Genomic DNA, 16,342 nt, shown 5'->3' with positions numbered 1-16,342 from the left:
CCCAGCTAATCGCCATCCGCCGATGGCGCTGCGAATATTTGTACAGGCGGTGCGAGAGTGGTCGAGTTCGGAGCGTTGAATCGTTGCGATCTGCGCGATGACTTCTTAGGGGGCGATGATCGTAGGTTCAGGTAATCAGCCCTTACTCACTCGAGACTCGAACACGTCTTTCAGGACAGGAACGGCTGACATAGCTTTCGGCCATCCGACGTAAAACGCCAGGTGGGTGACGACCTCTGCGGCCTGGGTTTGGGTCAAGCCATTATCCATGGCCCGGTTCAGGTGGAATGGGAGTTGCGCCACCTGATTTTGCGCGATGAGTGCGGCCACGGTTATCAGGCTGCGATCTCTGGATGCCAGGTCGGTTCGCCGCCAAAGATCATTGAACAAGATGTCATTAGTGAAGTGCGCAAGGCCCGGGGCTACTGCCCCCACTGAAGCGTCCACCAGCGCCCGGCGTTTGCCTTCGCTTACCGGCTCCAGCGTCAACGGCTCTGATGGCGTTGGCAGTATCTGTTCGCAAGTAAACCCCCGCTCGGTAAATACGGTCTTGGCAACACCTGCGGCCGACATTGCGTTAGGCCAACCGGCATAGAACGCAAGGTGGGTAATTATTGCGCTGATTTCGCTGGGCTTCAGCCCGTTGTCCGGGCCAAGTTTGAAGTGCCCCGGCATTTGGGCGGTTTGCCCGGTGGCCACCAGTGCAGCAATGGTGATCAGACTGCGGTCGCGGGGAGACAACTCATTGCGTTTCCAGACCTCGCCGAATAACAGATCAGCCGTATAGGCGTACAGCTGCGGAGTGACTTCCTGTATGTCGACCGAAGGTTTGGAGTCCGGTTTGGCTTTGTCCTGATTGCTCTCTGCCGCGGCAGCAAAGAATAGCGTTGCGAATGTGGCGGCTAGTAATTTCATCAATTAAACCCTATTGGTCAGCAGCGCCATAGTAGGTAAATGCACCGAATTGATTAAGATCAATAAGCAGGATGGCGTTATGAACAGGGTTCATTAATGCGTTTAAAGCCGCACGAACCGGAGAATGAAGCGCCGCCATAAACGTTTCATGGTGTAATCGGGCGAATAGGTGATGGGTGCTCATGAATGGCTCGGGACAATTACAACGATCTGCTGGCGTTCATCGCCGTTGCCCGGGAACGAAGCTTTACCCGTGCAGCCGCGCAACTCGGCGTTTCTCAGTCGGCGTTAAGCCATACCATCAGGGCGCTTGAAACGCGCTTGGGGGTGCGCCTTCTGACGCGTACGACCCGCAGTGTTTCGCCTACCGAGGCCGGCGAGCGTTTGTTTATCAACCTCGCCCCACGGTTTGAAGAGATCGACGCTGATCTGGCAGAGGTGCTGGAGCTGCGCGACAAACCTCGGGGCACTATCCGCATCACTGCCACCGATTACGTCGCCAGCTCGATTTTGTGGCCACGGCTGTCGAAGCTGTTGCGGGAATACCCAGACATTAAAATCGAGATCATGACCGAGTACGGGCTGACAGACATTGTGGCCGAGCGCTATGACATCGGCGTGCGCCTCGGTGACCAGGTGGCCAAGGACATGATTGCGGTGCGCATTGCACCTGATATGCAGATGGCGATTGTTGCAGCCCCGTCCTATTTTGAAGATCGCCGGCCACCTCTTACGCCAGAGGATTTGGCCGAACACAATTGCATCAATCTTCGTTTACCAACCCATGGTGGATGTTATGCCTGGGAGTTGGCGAACGGCAAAAACGAAATACAGGTGCGTGTTGAAGGCCAAGTTACCCTAAACAGCTCGTATCAAATGCTTGAGGCGGCATTGGCAGGTTGTGGCGTTGCCTATATCCCCCATGACCTAGCCGAACCGTACGTTGCTGCCGGACGGCTGTGCTGGGTGATGGAAGAGTGGTACCCGACGTTTCCGGGGCTGCACCTTTACTACCCGAGCCGCCGACAATCCTCCCGCGCGTTGGCGTTGGTAGTCGAAGCGCTGCGTTACACGGGCACCGGATTAGCTAGGTGACAGCAGGCTGTTGTATATATGAGCCAGCCTCATAACTGCATCCTTTGTTTTGGTCTTATTCAATAATAAATTTGCCTCTAGGATGGCGGTTAATGAATTTCCCAGACCTTAAAGAGGATCATTTATGAATTATCGTTACCTGGGTCGCAGTGCCCTGAAGGTGTCGCCACTGTGTTTAGGCGCAATGATGTTTGGCGGTGAAACCGATGAGCCCACGTCCAAGCGCATCATCGATAAAGCTTTCGAGCAGGGCGTCAACTTCATCGATACCGCCGACGCTTACCACTCGGGTAAATCTGAAGAGGTCGTGGGTCGTTCCATCGCTGATCGGCGCGACAGCTGGGTGGTAGCTACCAAGTTCGGCTACCCGACACCCACCACTCAAGGTCCAAATGAGCAGGGCCAGTCGCGCAAGTGGATCATTCAATCGGTTGAAGCGAGCCTAAAACGGTTGGGCACTGACTACATTGATGTTCTGTATTTTCACCGGGCGTTGACTGACGCGCCGATGGAAGAGGGCATACGGGCCGTTGACGACCTGATCCGGCAAGGCAAGATCCGCTATTACGGCGTCTCCAACTTCCATGGCTGGCGTATCGCCGAGATGGTCCGAATCGCCGATCAGTTGGGCATTGAACGTCCGGTTGCCAGTGAGCCGCTCTACAACATCGTTGATCGCAGCGCCGAGGTTGAGCAACTTCCCGCCGCCGAGCAATACGGTCTGGGGGTGGTTTCTTACAGCCCATTGGCGCGCGGTGTTTTGAGCGGCAAGTACGGTATCGACACTCCTGCACCCGCCGACTCCCGAGCGGGTCGCGGTGACAAACGCTTGCAGCAAACCGAATGGCGTCCGGAGTCGCTAGAGATTGCACAAACAATTGCCCGGCATGCAGCCGAACGAGGAACTACTTCGATCGCATTTGCACTGGCCTGGGTGCTGAAAAACAAATTGATCAGCGCTACCATTGCCGGTCCTAGAACTGAAGCCCAGTGGGACAGCTATATAGATGCACTCAGCCTGCAACTCGACGCAGCGGACGAGAAACTAGTCGATAGCCTGGTTGTGCCGGGTCATACCTCAAAGCACGGCTACACCGATCCAGGTTATCCGGTACAAGGCCGCAAGTGTGGATAACGCAACGTCAGCAGGTGATGACTTGCGACTAGGTGTGGATGTCGTAGGAAGCCGTAAAAAAAGTATTACAGGCCAGCCATCTGTAGTTTCGCGCCATCGAACGTGAGGAGACGCTTGTCCGTGTCGATGCTATTAAGCATTCGACGCGGGATATGAGCGACTGATCACGGTGTGAATGGCACGGTCTACTTGTGGCAGACAGCTATTAGCGCTTAAGCCACGATTCAACTTTATCCGAGCCATGCTCGCTTTTCCAAGCTTTCAAAAGCTTGTGGTTGCCGCCCTTAGTTTCGATGGACTCACCGGTGAGCGGGTTGTTGTATACCTTCAGCGTACGAGCACGGCGCGTAACTTTCTCCGAGGTTGCGCCAGTCTTCACGCCCTTAACGGTAGGGTGTGGGTCGAGGATTGCTACGACGTCCCTCAGGCTTTTACTGTATTCGCCGAGGAGAGTGCGCAGTTTGCCTTCAAATTCAATCTCCGCTTCGAGGCCTTTGTCGCTTTTCATGGCTTCCAGAGCTTGGAGCTGTTCAGCCAAGAGGCGTTCGAGCTGGCGGAATTCTGCGAGTTTTGACATGGGGTACTCCATTAATCGGCATGGTAAGGGTTTAGCTAATTATAATATAAGCGTATCAGGCAGGTGGTGAAATCTTTGTTAGTTTCAGGGACAGATGCGAAGTTTTGCAGGTATCGATGTGGATTTACATCCGACGATGTTTTAGTAAATGTTACGTAAATAACAAGAGCTTTTGTGCTGCTCGATTGTGACCACCCGCCACGTGGTCGTTCTATCGCCACTAATCAAGACGGCGGTTCAAGCCTACTTAGCATCAGTGTTGGGCTCCTCAGAGGTCGCCGATAAAAAAATGTATACCTGCATTAAACATCTTAATCGCCAAACTCTATGCTTTTGTTGACCCGTCGCCTCGTAAAACGGATAAATCTAGCAACAGTAATCCACGAGGTATTGGTTATGTCCTTCCTGCAAGCGTTCCCTGCTTCCCGTTTGTTGTCGAGCCTGCTCGCAGTGGTGCTTATCTCTTCGATGGGTAGCGCTACTGCTGCCGAAACCTTGCGCTTGGCCCATGCGTCCAGCACCGACAGCCTGATCAACCAGGCAATGGTGCGCTTCGCCGCTCAGGTCAGCAAAGACACTGGGGGTGAGCTGAATGTGCAGCTTTATCCGGACGGCCAACTGGGCGATGAAGCACCGATCGTCGACTCCGTAGGCGCCGGCGCGATTGATATCGGTCTGGGTGGATCGGCCGATGGCATCGACCCACGACTCAACGCGTTGTCACTGCCGTTTCTGTTTAAAGACGGCGCCGCAGTGCATGCGTACCTCGATAGCCCGGCGGGCAAGCAGTTCCTGACCATGGGCCAGGATCACGGCTTCGTCATGCTCGCGGCTCTGGACTCTGGCTTCCGTCAATTCGCCAACAGCAAACATCCCGTGATCAAGCCAGCCGACTTGGCGGGACTGAAAATTCGCACGCCACCTAACCCGGTGATTCTGGCGACCATTAAGCAACTTGGCGCGCTGGGCCAATCCATCCCGTTCGGAGAGGTCTACACCTCACTGCAATCTGGCGTTGTAGACGGTGTAGAACCCGAGCTGCGAGATTTCTACGACCAGAAATGGTACGAAGTCGCCAAGTATGTCTCCCTGTCCAACTACGTCTGGTCGGCTAACTTCTGGTTCATGAACAAGGACAAGTACGAGGCACTTAGTGAACAGGAACGTGCGGTATTGACCAAGGCCGTCGCCGACACCACTGTCTGGTATCGCTCGCAGCTTGACGCCGTGTACGCGAAAATTCAGAAAGAAATGCAAGGCAAAGGCGTCAAGTTCAACGAAGTCGACCCGACTGCCTTCCGCGCCATGAGCGGCCCTGTGTACGACCAGTTCGGCAAAACCTGGGGCGTCGAGTTTGTCGCCAAACTGCGCCAAGACATACAGGGTAAATAACCCATGTCTGAGACCCTGCACCTTGACCAACGATTACGCTCGCGGCCCGAGCGGCTGTTAGCCGTGGTGGGGGTCGTGATGTTCATGATCACCTTGCTTGCGACCCTGGCTGGCGTGTTCTCCCGTTACTTCAACCTGCATGGCTTTGAGTGGTCGTTCGAGATCGCGACGTTGGCCTTCATCTGGGTGACGTTCATTGGCACCGTGCTGGCGGAACTGCGCGATGAAAACGTTCGTTTCCTCGGGCTGGTGTCGATGTTGCCCGCACCGGCGCGGGCTGCGCTAGATGCGTTGGCCAGTGTTGCGCTGTTGGTGATCAGCGGTTGGTTGCTGTACAGCGCCAGCGCGGTCTTGATGCGTTCCGGTTGGACGCCAACCCCGGTACTGCGCTGGCCGGCGGGATTGACCACCCTGGCACTGATTAGCGCGGCAAGCATGCTGGCGATCATCGCGCTGGTGCGTCTGGGCCGTCTGTACACCCGCCGGGAGCAGGTCAAGTGACCGTACTGATTCTGGTCCTCGCATTCTTCATTCTGTTGATGGCCGGCTTGCCGGTTGTTTGGGCCATGGCGGGCGGCAGCATCGCAGCACTGGTGTTTGGCGATTTGCACCTGCCAATCGCGTGGCTGGCGCAACAAACCATACGCGGCGCCGACTCATCGACCTTGGCCTCGATTCCTCTGTTCCTGTTGGCCGGTGAGCTGATGAACCGTGGTGGCCTGACCTTACGCATCATGCGCATCGCCGAGCATTGCTTCGGCCGCCTGCGTGGGGGCTTGGGGCTGGTCAACGTGGCGACAGCGTTCGTTTATGGCGGCCTGACCGGCTCGGCCACTGCCGACACTGGCACAGTGGCCAAGGTGATGATTCCGGTCATGGAAGCCCGCGGCTACCCACGGGCTTTCGCCGCAGCGGTGACGGCAGCCTCTGGCACCTTGGGTATCATCGTGCCGCCCAGCGTGATCCTGATCATGTACGGCGTATTGACCAACACCTCCATCGGCGGTTTGTTCATGGCCGGCGTGTTGCCGGGCGTGATGTTGGCGGCGACGTTCATGATCACGGCTTACTTGATCGGGCTGAAGGAGCGCTTCCCTAAAAGCGAGGAGCCCTTTGTTCTGCGTGACCTGCTGCGCGATCTATGGGGTGCGTCGCCAGCCTTGCTGATGCCGATTATGGTGCTGGGTTCGATTGCCAGTGGTTTTGCTACAGCCACGGAAGCGGCTTCGCTGTCGGTGCTGTATGCGCTGTTTGTTGGCACAGTGGTCTATCGCCAATTGAGCTGGCGCGACCTGTTCCCGGCGATGACCGAGTCAGTGATCATCACCGGCTCGGTGATGATCATCATGGCAGTGGCGATGCCGTTTGGCTGGATCCTCACCTTCGAGTTGGTGCCGCACACCGTGGCGTCGTGGATCGTCGGCATTCATGCCGGACCCATCGCGACCATCCTGTTGGTCGTGCTGGTGCTGAAGGTGGTTGGCTTCTGGCTTGACCTCGGCCCGGCGATGATCATCCTCGCGCCGATCCTGGTGCCGGTGGCCAAGGCGGCCGGTTTCGAGCCCTATCAAATCGGTTTGATTTTCACCATGACCCTGGGCTGGGGCCTGTTTACGCCGCCGATTGGCACCAACATTTTTGTCGTGTGCAACGTCGGGCGCGTCGACATTGGTTCGGTTTCGCGGCGCCTGATTCCCTTCTGGGGCGCCACCGCCGTAGCCATCGGCCTGCTGATCGCCTTTCCCGGCCTGACCCAGTGGCTGCCACGGATCATGGGTTACTGAACTCCACTTTTTGATTGAGAACACACATGACACATCTTATCGGTGGAATTTCCAGCGCTGGCCGAGCCTTGCCAAAAATTGACGGCAAGTCTTTCCAAGTGCTGCGCTCTCAGGGCCCGTACTTGTGGGATATGCAGGGCGCACGCTATGTCGATACGGCCTTGGGTTTTGGCGCGAGCATGCTCGGTCATGCAGACACGGCGGTTGTAGATGCAACGTGTATCGCATTGCGCAACGGACCTATGCCGTCGTTCGCCCATGAAGCGGAAGAGGCGGCCGCCGCTATGTTGGCGCGGTTTACCGGCGAACTGAGCAAGGTGATTTTCCTTAATACCGGCAGCGAAGCAGTGCACTTGGCCTGCCGTACCGCAAGGGTAGCGACGGGGCGCCAGTTGATCGTCAAATTCGCTGCAGGCTATGACGGGTGGTACGACCAGGTCGCCTTCGGCAACGCCGGCAGCGGCGCCGCCGAGATGGCCGGCGGCGTCCGACCGCATCGTGACGGGATCTTGCTGCTGCGGTACAACGACTTGGCAGACGCCGAACAGCTGTTTCGGGAACACACGGACATTGCAGCCATCGTTATTGAACCTGTATTGGCCAACGCCGGTTGTGTAGTTCCGGCGCCCGGTTACCTCAAGGCGTTGAGCGATCTGGCGCATCAACATGGCGCCCTGGTGGTTCTTGATGAAGTGCTCATGGGCTTTCGCCTGCACTGCGGCCTGAGCGGTACTTTGCTCGGCGCGGACCCGGACTTGGCAACACTGGGTAAAGCAATAGGCAGTGGAGTGCCTGTGGCGGCGCTGGTGGGCAAGCCAGAAATAATGAACTTGTTTGAGCGGGGCCGAATCGTCCGCGCAGGCACCTACAGCGGCGCGCCACCGGCATGCGCGGCGGTGCTGGCGTCGTTGACTCGGCTTGAGAAATGCGATTATCCGGGCCTGTTGGCTCGCGGCGATCAGCTACGAGAAGACATCGGCCAGGCTTTTGCGGCACAGGGCGCGCACATCAGCACCAGCGGATATGGCACGGTATTCACTTTATGGAACAGCCCTACAGCGCCACGTGATTATGCTGAGGCCAGCCACATTGCCGACAACCAATGGACGCTTGACCTGCACGTAGCCCTGCGCAAACAGGGTGTGATGAGCATGCCGTTCGCTTATGGCCGAATTTATCTGACGTTCGCCCATGACCAAACGGCGTTCGAGACCCTACGTCAAGCCTATGCCGGCGCCGCTAAACAAATGCTCAAGCGCTGACGGCGCACGCCTCGATGCCTTGCTGGAAATGTTCGCGAACAAACTGCGCCAGGCGCCGCGCGCTGAGGTGCGCGTTCTGTGCGACAACAAGGGCTAAGTCCAGAGCGGGCAGGGCAGGTAACTTTTCGCAACCGTTGAGGATGCGCCAACCGGCAGGTATTACTGAGGCGGGCAACACCGTAACCGCCGTGCCGGAGCGAACGGGATACAGCACGCCGGGCAGGTGTGACGATGAACTGACCACTCGCCACGGTTGGTTGGCGTTGTCCAATGCCTCTAGAATTCGTGGACGCGCGCGGCAGCTGTCGGCGAACAATGACAGTGGCAGCACGCTGCTCCGTTCCGGGTAATGGCCGGGCGCAGCGCACCATAACTGTGCTTCGCTGCGCAGCAGGTCGCCGTTCTCTCGACCGTCAGCGCGGGTAACGATGGCAAGGTCGATACTGCCGTTGGCGAGCATGGTTTCTAGACGGCTGGAGAAGTCGCAGATAATTTCCACTTGGAGCTGTGGGTGACGCACGTTAAAGCCCTGCGTCAGGACACAGCCGATGCTTTCGAGATAATCATCTGGCATCCCGATGCGGATTCGCAGGGCTTCGGTTTCGCCTTGCAGCGCCAAGAACGCTTCATCTTCGAGGATTTGGATGCGCCGGGCGTAACCGATCAGTTGTTCTCCATACTCAGTGAGTTTCACCCCGCGTCGCGAACGTTCGATCAACTTGCGTCCCACGCGACTTTCCAGTCGCCCGAGCATTAGACTGACGGCCGCTTGGGTTTTTCCGATACGGGCACCGGCGGCGGTAAAGCCACCGTTGTCGATGACTGCAACGAACGCGGCCAATGTCTCGGTATCCAAATGGCGCATGGGTAAAAACCTCACATAAAAGACGGCAAGCAATGGCAAGATGCAAGTTATGTTCCGGGGGATAGGGAACGTGCAGTGGTCGAACAGCTTGGGTTAAATAGATAAAAAGGATTCTGTAATGGATGAAAAACAACGACACGAAGCCGGCATGAAAATACGTTGCGAAGGGTGCGACGCTGGAGCAAGTATTAACGTGGCTAGCAAAGCCTGATGGGGAACGTCAGTACGCCGTTGTCCGGCGTTAACCAGCCGCTGAAGGGCATTGCCGTTATCGTATTGGCGACGCTTCTATTTTCTACCCATGACACGTTGTCCAAATATTTGTCCGGTTTTTACCCAATCATCATGGTGGTCTGGGTGCGATACCTGATCCACACGTTTTTGATGGCGTGCATTTTCATGCCCTCGGCCGGGCTGCGGGTTCTTCGTACCAAACGCCCGGGTTTGCAGGCGTTGCGTGCCACTTGCTTGCTGGGAACCAGCCTTTTGTTTACCACCGGTTTGATGTTCATTCCCCTGGCAGAAGCTACTGCGGTCAACTTCCTTGCGCCGTTACTGGTCACAGCCCTGTCGGTACCCTTGCTGGGTGAGCGCGTTAGTCGCGCCCAATGGGTCGCGGTGCTGGTGGGCTTTATCGGGGTCGTCATTATCGTGCACCCAGGAGGCGAGCTCTTTACCCCGGCGGTCTTTTTGCCGTTAGGTTCAGCGACGTGTTTTGCGTTCTATCAGTTACTGACCCGCATGGTCAGCGCGCATGACTCTCCAACCACTAGCAATTTCTTCGCGGGATTGTTCAATACGCTGTTGATGAGCGCGCTTGTACCGTTTTTCTGGCAAACACCGGAGCTTAAGCACTTGCCATTCATGCTCGCGCTCGGAGCCTGCGGGATGGTTGCGCACCTATTGCTGACCCAGGCGTTTCGATTCGCCGCCCCTGCGTTGCTGGCGCCGTTTAGTTATTGCCAGATTGTTTTTGCCGGGTTGCTGGGTTTTATCGTGTTCTCCCATGCGCCCTCACTCACGGCGCAACTGGGTATTGCCATTATTTGCTTGAGCGGTTTGGGCGCTGCCTGGCAGCAACGACGCTCAACTCGTTAATCAAAAACGACGTACTGAAAGCGCTTGATGACACCTTGCGGCGAGGCCAGCGGCGCGCATGCCGGTAAGCCGGGAGCGCGCTTTGTACTTGATCTATCTCAAGCGTGCTTGCCTGCTGGGACACTGGGCTGCACCAAACTCAGATGCCAACCGTCTGCGTCATGCTGATAGATCGCAACGATTTTGCCACTCTCTTTATGAAGTGCACCTTTCTTGCCTGGCACGGTGACGGAAAAGTCAGCTATCCCATATCCGCCATCCCCCTTCACGTGCACTTCTTTCACGGTAATTGCATGGCCTTGAGCGCCCGAGGCAAAGCGCTTCACGTAATAGTCGTGCAGTTCAGTTCGACCGCGAACGATGGGACCTGAAGGCGAGACCAATATACCGTCTGTGGCATAGAGTGCGGCCATCGCTGACGGGTCTTTGGCGGCATAGCTGGCATCGTAGCGATGCCCGAGATCGACAGCCGCAGCGTTGAGTTCAGCTTCGTTGGCGTCTGCCGCAAAAACTGATGTTGATGCCAATATTGCAGTGAACAGACTGACGGCGGCGATGCACGTTGGAATTTTCATTGCAGAGTCTCCTGTGATGTCTCGCTGTAACGTATCACTGACTGCTGACGGGGATCATGAAAATGAGTTTATTTGGGGCGTGCCTGCTGTTTCAGAGCCCACCGCCTTACAGTGTTTCGACTTATGGGTAATCACTGAGATTACTTTAAATACATGCATTAAAATTGTATCGTTAAGTTTCGATAATTAATGTTTAAAATTAAACATTAATATTTTCTTTGTTTAAGAAATATATCTGCAGTAATGATAATCCACACTTGTCGTTCATTCTAATAACACCAAGGCATTACCTTGAAATATTTCCAGAAAGTGTGTTTCTCTTCCATTTTTTGTCTGCAAACCGCCAGTGCTCTTGCAGGCGACAGTCTTTTGAATACTCCCAGCTTAAGCTCGATAGACAATTTCCGTGACGTTGCTGGCACCTCAACAGCGTATGCCACCAGCAACGGTGGCACATTGCGCGGCGGGGTATTTTATCGCTCCAATGCACTGACACCTGCCGGCACTGACCTTGCGGTGCTCAATGCGCTAAATATCAGCAATGTCTTTGACTTACGTACGCCCGGAGAAATAGCCGATACACCGGACACATTGCCTGCAGGCAGCCTATACACCCACATCAACATTCTCGGGACAGCAAACAGTGAAGGCTTTATGCCTACCTCCGCGGCAGGTGCAGTGAGTTTGATGCAGGACATGAACCGCTCGTTTGTTACCGATAACGGGGTGCGTTCGAGTTTTGGACAATTATTCCGTGAGTTGGCCGGTAGCGGTGATGCCGCACTCTTCCATTGCACTGCGGGCAAGGACCGTACGGGTTGGACTGCGGCTGTGCTGCAGACCTTAGCCGGGGTGGACCCGGCTACGGTAATGAGCGACTACTTGGCGACGAACATTTATACCGCTGAGCGCGTAGCGGCGACGTTGGCGCAGCTAAACCACGTATCACCCGAATTGGCTGCGATTTACGAGCCGCTGCTCGGCGTCGATGCCAGTTACTTACAGGCGGGGCTCGATCAAGTGGCAGCCAGCTACGGCACCATGGATAACTACCTCAAAGAAGGACTGGGCCTGGATCAAGCCACTATTTACGTGCTGCGCGGGAAGCTGGTTCGTTACGCATTGCTGCCCGATGAACAATTTTTGCGTGGCAATGCTGCCGCCGGAGCCGGTTTGCTCAATGCATTGCAAGACACCGCGCTGTCGGGCCGCTACACCGCCTACAACTATTACCTGCAATCGGCCATCGATGCCGGAACCTTGGGCGGTGTCGAAACACAGGTCGGCGGGCAAGTGCATGCCGACGCGGCGAGTTATCTGCTGCGCCAACCGGCGATGATCGACGACGCAATCCGGTCCTATAGTGTCGGCAATAGCTTGCGGGCGGGTCAGTCGACAATGTGGATGAGCGCCTTGGCGGGTTACCTCGGCACGGAGGGCTCAAACCATGCGGCCAGCAGCGGCGAACATTCTGTCGGCACACTGGTCGGTGGCGTCCATCGTTTCGATGCGCAAACCAGCGCGCATGGGGAGTTTGGCTACAACAATGGATCGATAAGCTCGGCAGGAGGCACCGTCAAAACTGACAGCACCTTCGTCAACATCGGCGGCAGACATGGGTTTGTTGATTTGGAATTCGGGCCCTACGTTGCTATCCAGGCCAGCGCGGGTTACGTGGACTACGACAGTAAACGCGATCTAGGAGGCAATTTAGGATCGGCCAAAGGCGATACTCAAGGAATGGTTTACAGCGCCAAGACCAGCCTGGGCTATTTGGCGATCAAGGGGCCAATGCGCATCGAACCCGAGATCGGTGTGCGAGTGACGCACCTTAAACTTGATGGGTTTCAGGAAAAAGGCAGTGAGCTAGCGCTGGAGGTGGACAGTTCAAGCCAAACCTTGACCCGCTTGGTGACAGATTTGAACGTGACTTTTGAATCCCAGCCGCTTGGCGCCTGGAGTCTGACCCCAGCGTTGAATGTGGGTTATGAGCGCGCTTTGAATGAGCCCGGTGTCACCAGCAAGGGCTCTATTTATGGCGTGGGTATCGAACAGAGTTCAGCATTCGAATCGCGCAATATTTATAAGGCGGGCCTGAACCTGACGGCGACGTTGGGCACCGTCAGCTTAGGCGCTGATTTAAAGGTACTGGGTGGAGGTGATAGCCGTGGAGTAGGTGGCAACTTGACCGCGAGTATTGCCTTCTAACTGGGTAAATGATCGTGAGCGGCTCAGTCCCTATGCACAGCGCCGGGCATAGGGGCTTGATATGGGGTGCGGTCATCCGGGGCTGGTACTCCCGGTCACGTCTTGGCTATTGTTGGGAGTTGGCTGTCATCCGATGAAGTGACCGATCGCTCATCGCGTTTACAGCACTTTCCTCATGTGCTTCTCAATCTCTTCCAGCGCCATCGGAAAGGTGAACGCCACAGCGGCATTGAAAATGCCATTGCGTGGACACCGCGGTGCCGGCAAGCAAACCGCGAAGCTGTGCCAGTAAAAAAATGGGTCCTTTGCAATGAACTAGCGATGACCTCTACGCATTTAACTGTATGCTCGCCACTATTATCGGAAGATACCGCGTAGACAAGGAAGACACATGCTAGCTGTGGTTAGTTTCAGCCTCATCGTGCGTTATGCCATTTGGGGTTTTTTACTCGGTTCGTTGTTGGTATTTGTGCTTACGCTGGTGAAGAAGTTAATCACGCTGAAAGACTCGCCCGTCGCCAGAGACTTTGCCGTCTATACCTATTGGATTGTCGCGGGTACCGCATTTATTGGCTTGTACTTGGGGTTTTTCTGGCGGGGTGGGCCGGGTCGCGGTGGCCTTTCATTGCTGTTGTTTTACGCGGGTCTCATCACTCCCTTCGCACTGAAGGCAAAAGCCAATCGTTTATTCGGGGATAGCGAGCAGCTGCCTGTACCTGATGATGAAGGAAGCGTCGCGCAGCAACCACTCCGTTTACGGTTGGCAAACAGCGTGCTTTCAAGTAGAACGCTTGCACACGTTGCGCTGACTCTCTGGTTGGTGTCGCTATTTTTGCCCGTGTTCATTTATTTCGATCAACATAAAGTCATGCGTGGCGACTACCTGCTAAGCATCGGCTGGTTGGGGGCGCTGGGATTTCAGTTCGCTTGGTACGCCAATCCACTTTTCCTGTTCAGTTTCGTGCGTTTGGTGACGTCGCGCAGCGCAATGATTCCCTCGATCCTGGCACTATTGCTATCGTTCAGCACGGCGTTTTCGTATATAGGTCTCGGTGTTGGAGCGGGGCTATACGGCTATGGCTGGGGCTTGGTGGTCTGGATCATGGCCTTGGCTCTGATGGTTGCAGCAGCAGGTGCGCACGAAATCAGGGACGGTAGTCGCCCAAGCTTTAACAATGGTGGTTGGTATCGTTCCTTTGGGCTTTTAGTGTGTGTGCTGTCGGCCAGCATGGTCGGTTTACTTACGGTGTATGACCACAGGGGCGGTAATAGCGAGGAGCGTACTCGCCTCGCCGAGGTCGTCTTTAAACGAGGGCCTGTTTGCAGGGACGAACTCACTGAGGTTGGCCAGCCGCTGGCGACGTTGGCGGGCCCCATTGAAATCAAGTACATCACCTCTCAGCCTCTAGGCGAAGCATTTATGCCGGGGGAACTAAACGGCATGCTGGAGTGGGGCATACCGATTCTTCGTGTTGAAGGACGCGACTATTTTTTCAGCCACACCGGCACTCAACGGTGGCTAGAATCTGTTCCCGCAAAAGGAGACGCCCTTGCAACACTTGAGTTGAACGGCGATCTAAACCTCCTGCATATGCGGTTACTCGCCGCAGACGGGCGTCAGGTCATCGACCAGTCTTGGCGTAAACAAAATTACACCGGCCGATACTGTCCAGATTATTCATCTTCCCGGCTGGATTTCGAGCAACCCCGACTGACACTGCTTAAAGCACTCGGTTTGCCGAGCGCACGCCCCACCGATATCTACTCGCAGAACCTTAAGGAACTTAGTACCAAAGGCGTCATTATAAGCCGTGCTCAAGCGGCAGCCGTTGTCCAGGAGCGCAATCTCAACATAGACTGCCCGTCCAATGTTGGCTGGATCAAAGGTAAGAAAGCGCCTCATGTGGTCGACAGGTACAGCAATAATGTTTTCCAAGTCGGCCAGAGATTCTATTACCCCGGCAGTGCCTATCAGGAAACGGCCCTTTGTTCAGGGGCCTATGTGTACTTTTACTACGGTAACGGAAACGGTTCCTCGTACGAGCTCAATCTAATAAAGCGCAGGTTGTCGGACTTTGCGCCGATGGACTCGATCTCAATCAAGTTCGAGGACCCAGCGCTATCGAAGCAGCATTGGCGTTTGCAACTCGACAGCGTCGATGAAAACCCAGAGGGATATACAATAGATGTCAGCAACCCTAATCAGGGGCTGAGCTTGCGGGTTAAAGCGTCGGTACCTAGGGAACTTTAAAATTAACCTGCTTTGTCCTTGAAGGCAGCGACTTACCAGCCGCCGCAAGGGCAGCAGAGCTGCTCTGTGCGAACGGCTAGCTTTAGACCATTCGCACAATCAACTCATCCAGTTGCCCCCGTCAACGTTGTAGGTCTGCGCAACGATGTAATCGCTGTCTGAAGAGGCGAGGAATATCGCCATGCCTGTCAGGTCATCGGCAGTGGCCATTCGACCGAGGGGGACTTCCTCGCCGACCTGTTTCTTTTTTTCGCCTAAGGGGCGGTTTTCATATTTGGCGAACAGCGCATCGACGCCGTCCCAGTGTTCTCCATCGACAACGCCCGGAGCAATTGCATTGACGTTGATCCCGTGTTTGATCAAGTTCAATCCCGCCGATTGCGTCAAGCTGATCACAGCGGCCTTGCTCGCGCAGTAGACGGCAACCAAGGGCTCACCACGGCGCCCGGCCTGGCTCGCCATATTGATGATTTTGCCGCCGTGCCCTTGGCGGATCATCTGTTTGGCGGCTGCTTGTAGGGTAAATAAGGTGCCGGCCACGTTGATCGCAAACAGTCGTTCGAAACTGGCGCGGGTGATGTCGGTGATCGGAGCCAGGTCAAACAGCGCGGCGTTATTGACCAATATGTCGAGCTTACCCATCTTTGCAGTGACAGCAGCAATTGCCGCATCAATGGAGGCTTGATCGGTGACGTCCATTTTCACCGCGTAAGCATGTGGGCCAAGTTCGCTGGCTGTCGCTTGCGCGCGTTGAAAGTCGATGTCGGCGATGGCCACCGTGGCCCCTTCGCGGATGTAAGCCTGGGCGAATACTTGGCCGATGCCACGAGCCGAACCCGTGATCAGCGCACTCTTTCCTTCCAGTCGTTTCATGTGGTGTTCATCCAGTCTTTAGAAAAATAGGGCCATGGATGGCAGTGAACGTGTGGCAGTTTTATTGTTTGGGGTAGCCCGCACGTTTCATTTCTCGCTCAGTAAGCAATTGCGCTGAACTCAGGGCTTGCTCAACTGACATTTGTCCGGTGAGTGCTGCAGCGAATATCTTGCCCACTGATGTGCCGATCGCCTGAAACTCGGGGATGGTCACGTACTGAATGCCGACGTAGGGCACGGGTTTGGCTGAAGGGTGGGCGGGATCAGCGTTTTGCATCATTTGCAGCGTCACTTTGGCGAACGGTGTGGCCT

At 55.7% G+C, this 16,342-nt stretch carries 15 protein-coding genes and 1 pseudogene; 9 read left to right on the top strand and 7 right to left on the bottom strand.

The genetic code is table 11. The annotated features are described in order from the left end of the window. Positions 1–135: 135 nt before the first annotated feature. Together M0974_RS28875 and M0974_RS28870 are read right to left on the bottom strand one after the other, a co-directional pair. Entirely contained in the window at positions 136–915 is a 780-nt protein-coding gene (locus M0974_RS28875; RefSeq protein ID WP_297845124.1) for a carboxymuconolactone decarboxylase family protein, read from the bottom strand. A gap of 10 nt (positions 916–925) precedes the next feature. Next, positions 926–1,099 carry a hypothetical protein gene (locus tag M0974_RS28870; protein ID WP_297845122.1) on the bottom strand — a complete coding sequence of 58 codons (174 nt, stop codon included), beginning with the start codon at positions 1,097–1,099 and terminating at the stop codon, positions 926–928. Positions 1,100–1,101: 2 nt separating this feature from the next. Between M0974_RS28870 and M0974_RS28865 the strand changes: the two genes are divergently transcribed. Both M0974_RS28865 and M0974_RS28860 read left to right on the top strand, forming a co-directional pair. Beyond that, positions 1,102–2,010: a LysR family transcriptional regulator gene (locus tag M0974_RS28865; protein WP_297845120.1), complete on the top strand. Its 909-nt coding sequence runs from the start codon at positions 1,102–1,104 to the stop codon at positions 2,008–2,010. Positions 2,011–2,134: 124 nt separating this feature from the next. Further along, on the top strand, positions 2,135–3,145 hold the full coding sequence (locus M0974_RS28860) for an aldo/keto reductase (RefSeq protein WP_297845118.1): 1,011 nt from the start codon (positions 2,135–2,137) through the stop codon (positions 3,143–3,145). Positions 3,146–3,350: 205 nt separating this feature from the next. Here the strand turns inward: M0974_RS28860 and M0974_RS28855 are convergent, their stop codons facing one another. Continuing rightward, positions 3,351–3,722: a histone-like nucleoid-structuring protein, MvaT/MvaU family gene (locus M0974_RS28855; RefSeq protein ID WP_297845116.1), complete on the bottom strand. Its 372-nt coding sequence runs from the start codon at positions 3,720–3,722 to the stop codon at positions 3,351–3,353. Positions 3,723–4,118: 396 nt separating this feature from the next. Between M0974_RS28855 and M0974_RS28850 the strand changes: the two genes are divergently transcribed. From M0974_RS28850 to M0974_RS28835, 4 genes are read left to right on the top strand one after another with little or no spacing between them, the layout of a single operon-like run. Continuing rightward, complete coding sequence (locus M0974_RS28850) at positions 4,119–5,114, top strand: TRAP transporter substrate-binding protein (RefSeq protein ID WP_297845114.1); 996 nt, start codon at positions 4,119–4,121, stop codon at positions 5,112–5,114. 3 nt (positions 5,115–5,117) lie between these two features. Then, on the top strand, positions 5,118–5,615 hold the full coding sequence (locus M0974_RS28845; RefSeq protein WP_297845112.1) for a TRAP transporter small permease: 498 nt from the start codon (positions 5,118–5,120) through the stop codon (positions 5,613–5,615). Beyond that, the gene (locus M0974_RS28840; RefSeq protein ID WP_297845110.1) at positions 5,612–6,898 is read left to right on the top strand and encodes a TRAP transporter large permease; all 1,287 of its coding nucleotides are present in this window, start codon (positions 5,612–5,614) and stop codon (positions 6,896–6,898) included. Before M0974_RS28845 ends, M0974_RS28840 begins: the two co-directional genes overlap by 4 nt. 26 nt (positions 6,899–6,924) lie before the next feature. Further along, positions 6,925–8,160 (top strand): aminotransferase class III-fold pyridoxal phosphate-dependent enzyme, encoded by a 1,236-nt coding sequence (locus M0974_RS28835; RefSeq protein WP_297845109.1) that lies wholly within the window; start codon positions 6,925–6,927, stop codon positions 8,158–8,160. Here M0974_RS28835 and M0974_RS28830 read toward each other — a convergent pair. Further along, positions 8,150–9,025: a LysR substrate-binding domain-containing protein gene (locus tag M0974_RS28830; protein WP_297845108.1), complete on the bottom strand. Its 876-nt coding sequence runs from the start codon at positions 9,023–9,025 to the stop codon at positions 8,150–8,152. The two genes, M0974_RS28835 and M0974_RS28830, sit on opposite strands and share 11 nt — an antisense overlap. Positions 9,026–9,235: 210 nt before the next feature. Here M0974_RS28830 and M0974_RS28825 point away from each other — a divergent pair, with 210 nt between their 5' ends. Beyond that, positions 9,236–10,123 (top strand): DMT family transporter, encoded by an 888-nt coding sequence (locus M0974_RS28825; protein WP_297845106.1) that lies wholly within the window; start codon positions 9,236–9,238, stop codon positions 10,121–10,123. Positions 10,124–10,221: 98 nt separating this feature from the next. Here the strand turns inward: M0974_RS28825 and M0974_RS28820 are convergent, their stop codons facing one another. Further along, positions 10,222–10,698, bottom strand: coding sequence for an SgcJ/EcaC family oxidoreductase (locus M0974_RS28820; protein WP_297845104.1), 477 nt, complete (start codon positions 10,696–10,698; stop codon positions 10,222–10,224). 309 nt (positions 10,699–11,007) lie between these two features. On the opposite strand from M0974_RS28820, the gene M0974_RS28815 reads away from it, so the two are divergent. Together M0974_RS28815 and M0974_RS28810 are read left to right on the top strand one after the other, a co-directional pair. Further along, complete coding sequence (locus M0974_RS28815) at positions 11,008–12,906, top strand: tyrosine-protein phosphatase (protein WP_297845126.1); 1,899 nt, start codon at positions 11,008–11,010, stop codon at positions 12,904–12,906. Positions 12,907–13,297: 391 nt separating this feature from the next. After that, entirely contained in the window at positions 13,298–15,157 is a 1,860-nt protein-coding gene (locus tag M0974_RS28810; RefSeq protein WP_297845103.1) for a hypothetical protein, read from the top strand. A 99-nt stretch (positions 15,158–15,256) separates the two neighbouring features. Here M0974_RS28810 and M0974_RS28805 read toward each other — a convergent pair whose 3' ends face one another. Beyond that, positions 15,257–16,030, bottom strand: a complete 774-nt coding sequence (locus M0974_RS28805; RefSeq protein ID WP_297845101.1) for an L-iditol 2-dehydrogenase — start codon at positions 16,028–16,030, stop codon at positions 15,257–15,259. 61 nt (positions 16,031–16,091) lie between these two features. Beyond that, a pseudogene (locus M0974_RS28800) lies at positions 16,092–16,342 on the bottom strand (sugar ABC transporter substrate-binding protein); the annotation flags it as partial.

Source organism: Pseudomonas sp. (assembly GCF_026224925.1).
Lineage (GTDB): Bacteria > Pseudomonadota > Gammaproteobacteria > Pseudomonadales > Pseudomonadaceae > Aquipseudomonas.
Note: the sequence above shows the minus strand (reverse complement) of the source record. Positions and strands in the feature narration are given on the sequence as shown.